This is a genomic window from Alphaproteobacteria bacterium, from assembly GCA_030740435.1.
In the GTDB taxonomy this organism is placed as follows: Bacteria; Pseudomonadota; Alphaproteobacteria; order UBA2966; family UBA2966.
In genome coordinates this window covers 1-3,749 of the sequence record JASLXG010000119.1, presented here as the reverse complement: position 1 = coordinate 3,749, position 3,749 = coordinate 1, and the positions used below count along the sequence as shown (strand labels likewise).

Annotated in this window: 4 protein-coding genes; all 4 read left to right on the top strand. The window is 66.0% G+C overall.

The window, feature by feature from the left end; all coding sequences use genetic code 11:
* Positions 1-1,024, top strand: a 1,024-nt coding sequence (locus tag QGG75_12755) for a molybdopterin dinucleotide binding domain-containing protein (GenBank protein MDP6068102.1), incomplete at its 5' end; no start/stop codon positions are given.
* 28 nt (positions 1,025-1,052) lie between these two features.
* Positions 1,053-2,105 (top strand): cyclase family protein, encoded by a 1,053-nt coding sequence (locus tag QGG75_12750; GenBank protein ID MDP6068101.1) that lies wholly within the window; start codon positions 1,053-1,055, stop codon positions 2,103-2,105.
* Between the two features lie 17 nt (positions 2,106-2,122).
* Complete coding sequence (locus QGG75_12745) at positions 2,123-3,220, top strand: mandelate racemase/muconate lactonizing enzyme family protein (GenBank protein MDP6068100.1); 1,098 nt, start codon at positions 2,123-2,125, stop codon at positions 3,218-3,220.
* A gap of 13 nt (positions 3,221-3,233) precedes the next feature.
* Positions 3,234-3,584 (top strand): cupin domain-containing protein, encoded by a 351-nt coding sequence (locus QGG75_12740; protein ID MDP6068099.1) that lies wholly within the window; start codon positions 3,234-3,236, stop codon positions 3,582-3,584.
* Positions 3,585-3,749: the final 165 nt, after the last annotated feature.

Genomic DNA, 3,749 nt, shown 5'->3' with positions numbered 1-3,749 from the left:
GCGGGCGCTCTGGACGTCGTGCAATCCGCTGGTCGGGCTGGAGGACACCTACACCACGCTCGAGGCCCTCGGGGCGCTTGACTTGCTAGTCGTCTCGGATCTCTTCATGTCGCCGACGGCGGCCATGGCGGACTATGTCCTGCCCATCACCACGCACCTCGAATCCAACGCCGTCACGGAATACGCCGGCCTCAACATGATCTCGGCCCGGGTGCGGGCGATCGAGCCGCGGGGCGAGGCCCGCGAGGAGGCCTGGCCGGTGATCGAAGTGCTCAAGCGCATGGGGCTGGGCCACAAGCTGCCGGTGGCGAGCCACGAGGAGCTCCTGGAATATCGTCTCGAGCCGCTGGGGCTAAGCTTCGCCGAGTTCGCCGAGATGGGCAGCTACGTGGCACCCAACGAAGCCGACAAGTTTCACAGCGGCAAACTGCGGCGCGACGGCGAGCCGGGCTTCAACACGCCCTCGGGCAAGATCGAGTTCACCTCGCGCCGCCTGGCCGAGTTTGGTTACGACCCCCTGCCCGACTTCCTCGAGCCGCCGCTCAGCCCCTACGCCTCGCCCGAGTTGGCCCGGGACTATCCCCTGGTGATGATCTCCGGCACGCGCTCGGTGGAATACTATTCGACGCTGGGCATCGAGGTGCCCCGGCTCAATGACCGCCGCCCCTGGCCGACCATCGAGATGTCGTCCGAAACCGCCGCCGAACACGGCGTCCGGGCCGGCGACTGGGTCGAGATCGCGGCTCCCACGACCGCGCACACCATCGTCCGCAAAGTGGCCATCCTCGAGGGCATGCACCCCCGCGTGGTGAATGCCGAGGGGCTTTGGTACATGCCCGGCGAGGACCTCATCGAAGGCACCCTGGCGGTCGGCGCCAACGTGCTGACGCCCTTGCGCGACGACACCGATCCGGTGATCGGCGGCTCGATCGCGCGTTGTATTATTTGTCGTATCGAAAAAATCGAGGAAAGCGCGCTGGACTTCGGCAACTGGCGGGCTCGGCAGGACAGCAAGGCAGCCTGATGATTACCCTGGCAAGACGGAGAACGCCATGAACGAGCGCTGGAAACATCGTCCCGAGGGCTCGACCTGGGGCGATTTCGGGGCCGACGACCAGCTCGGCAGGCTCAACCTGCTGACGCCCGAAAAGGTGCGCCAGGGCGCCGCCGAAATAAAGCAAGGCATCGCCTTCTGCCTCAGCTTGCCGCTCGACTATCCCGGCGGCAATATCCTCAACGAACGTCGCCATCCTCCCGAGCTCAGTCCCACGTTGCGCGGAGAACAACAGAACTTCGCCTATCCCCTCGATCTCGTGGAAGAGGGGGTGGTCGACGTGGTCTGCGACGACCGGGTGGCCATCACGCTGCAGTATTCCAGCCAGTGGGATGCCCTGAGCCACGTCGGCGCCCGCTTCGACGCCGACGGCGACGGCGTGGCCGAGAAGGTCTTCTACAACGGCTATCGCGCCGACCACGAGGTGGCCGGACCGGTGGCCTACGAGAACGGCAAGGTCGTCGAGCTGGGCCCGCACCAGGGCGCCACGGCGCTGGGCATCGACAACTACGCCGCCAAGCCCGTGCAGGGCCGCGGCGTGCTCATCGACCTGCACGCCCACGTCGGGCGCGAGCGCGTGCTGCTGGGCTACGACGACATCCAGCGCATCTGCGAGAGCGACGGCGTCGAGATCGAGAGCGGCGACATGCTGCTGCTGCACACCGGTTTCGCCGAGCTGATCCTGGAGATGGAACGCCGGCCCGACAAGCAGGCCCTGGAAACCAGCTGCGCCTGCCTCGACGGCCGCGACGAGCGTTTGTTGCAGTGGATAAGCGACAGCGGCATCGCCGCCCTGTGTGCCGACAACTACGCCGTCGAGGCCCACCCGGCGCGCGATCCCGAACCCGGCTCGGCCACCGCCGACCGTTCACTGCCGCTGCACCACCACTGCCTGTTCAAGCTCGGTCTGCCCTTGGCCGAGCTTTGGTATCTTACCGACCTGGCCGCCTGGCTGCGGCAAAACGGGCGCCACCGCTTTATGCTGACGGCACCGCCGCTCCGGCTGCCGCGCGCCGTGGGCTCGCCGGTGACACCGGTGGCCACGGTTTAGAAAGGGGAACCGAGCAGATGAAAATAGCCAAGATCGAAACCCTCCCCCTGCGCGTACCCTTCAGCCACGGCGGCCAAAGCGGTGGCTTCGGCGGTCGCGACTGGAACGCCTTCGATATTCTGGTCGTGCGCGTGGAGACCGAAAGCGGCCTGGTGGGCTGGGGCGAGGCCTTTTGCTACAACTGCCTGGCCGCCACGCGGGCCGCCGTCGATACCATGGTGGCGCCGCTGGCGCTGGGCCGCGACGCCCGCGAGATCAGGGGCCTGATGCACGACCTGCAGATCGACCTGCACCTCTGGGGTCGTTACGGCATCACCATGTTCGCGCTCTCCGGCCTCGACATAGCCCTTTGGGACCTGGCGGGGCGGGCGGCAAACCTGCCGCTGCAACGCCTGCTGGGCGGCCAGCGCGACGAGGTAGCGTGCTATGCCAGCCTGATGAAATACCTCGATTCCGAGGTCGTGGCGGAACGCACCCAGAGCGCCCTGAATGACGGCTACCGCTACATCAAGCTGCACGAGCGGGCCGAGCCCGAGGTCCGGGCGGCCCGCGAGGTGGCCGGCGACGACATTCCCATCATGCTCGACGTCAACTGTGCCTGGTCGCCCGAGGAAGCCGCCGAGATCGTCGAGGAACTCGTGGATCACGACCTCTACTGGCTCGAGGAGCCGGTCTGGCCGCCGGAGAATTTTGCCGCCCTGGCCGACTTGCGAGCGCAGTTCGGCGTGCCCATCGCGGCCGGCGAGAACGCCTGCACGGCCTGGCAGTTCGAGGCCCTGCTGGCCAGCGGCGCCGTCGATTACGCCCAGCCCAGCATTACCAAAGTCGGCGGCCTGACCGAGTTGCGCAAGGTGGCGGCGCTTTGTGAGGTGCAGAACGTGGCGCTGGCGCCCCATTCGCCCTACTTCGGGCCGGGCATGATGGCGACGCTGCAATTTCTCGCGGCCCAGCCCGGCGAGGCGCCGTTCGAGCGTTTTTATGTCGATCTCGAAGCCAGCATGTGGGGCGCCGCCGGGGATCCGGTCGAGGGCAAGGTCCGTGTCCCCGATGGCCCCGGCATCGGCCTCGAGCCGGACCCCGATTTCCTCCGCGATTATCTTATCAAGGACGACTGAGGAGACAGCTGAGATGAGCGAAAGCAAACCCGGCTACGAGGTTCTGAAGGTCGCCGATCTAGCGGAATTCTCACTCGACAAGCGGGTGCGCAAGCGCCTCTTTTTGTCGGATTGCATCGTCTCGGAAGCGGTGTTCTACGAGCCCGGTCAGAGCACGGTCGAGCACCACCACCCGCGCCAGGACGAGATTTTCTTGGTGCTCGAAGGCCGCGGCACCATCACCTTCGGTTCGCAAGAGGTGCGCGTCGAACCCACGAGCATGCTTTTCGTGCCGGCTAACCTCAAGCACGGCGTCAAGGTCGACGACGACAGCCGTTTGGTGCTGTTGTTCTTCAAAGGCCCCGGCCGGCCGGGCAAGGACTAAGAAGAAGCGATGCGACAAGGTCTCGAGCGCAGGCGGGATCGCGCGGCCCATGTCGGATCAGACCGCTCGCGGGTTGATAGATCTATGGAGATAGCCTCATGAAGCCTTATGCAAACGTCACCTTCGACTTCAGCGGACGCAATGTCGTGGTTACTGGCGGCTCGG

Coding starts and splice junctions, on each gene's coding strand:
- QGG75_12750 (MDP6068101.1), top strand. CDS start 1,053: ATGAACGAGCGCTGGAAACATCGTCCCGAGGGCTCGACCTGGGGCGAT.
- QGG75_12745 (MDP6068100.1), top strand. CDS start 2,123: ATGAAAATAGCCAAGATCGAAACCCTCCCCCTGCGCGTACCCTTCAGC.
- QGG75_12740 (MDP6068099.1), top strand. CDS start 3,234: ATGAGCGAAAGCAAACCCGGCTACGAGGTTCTGAAGGTCGCCGATCTA.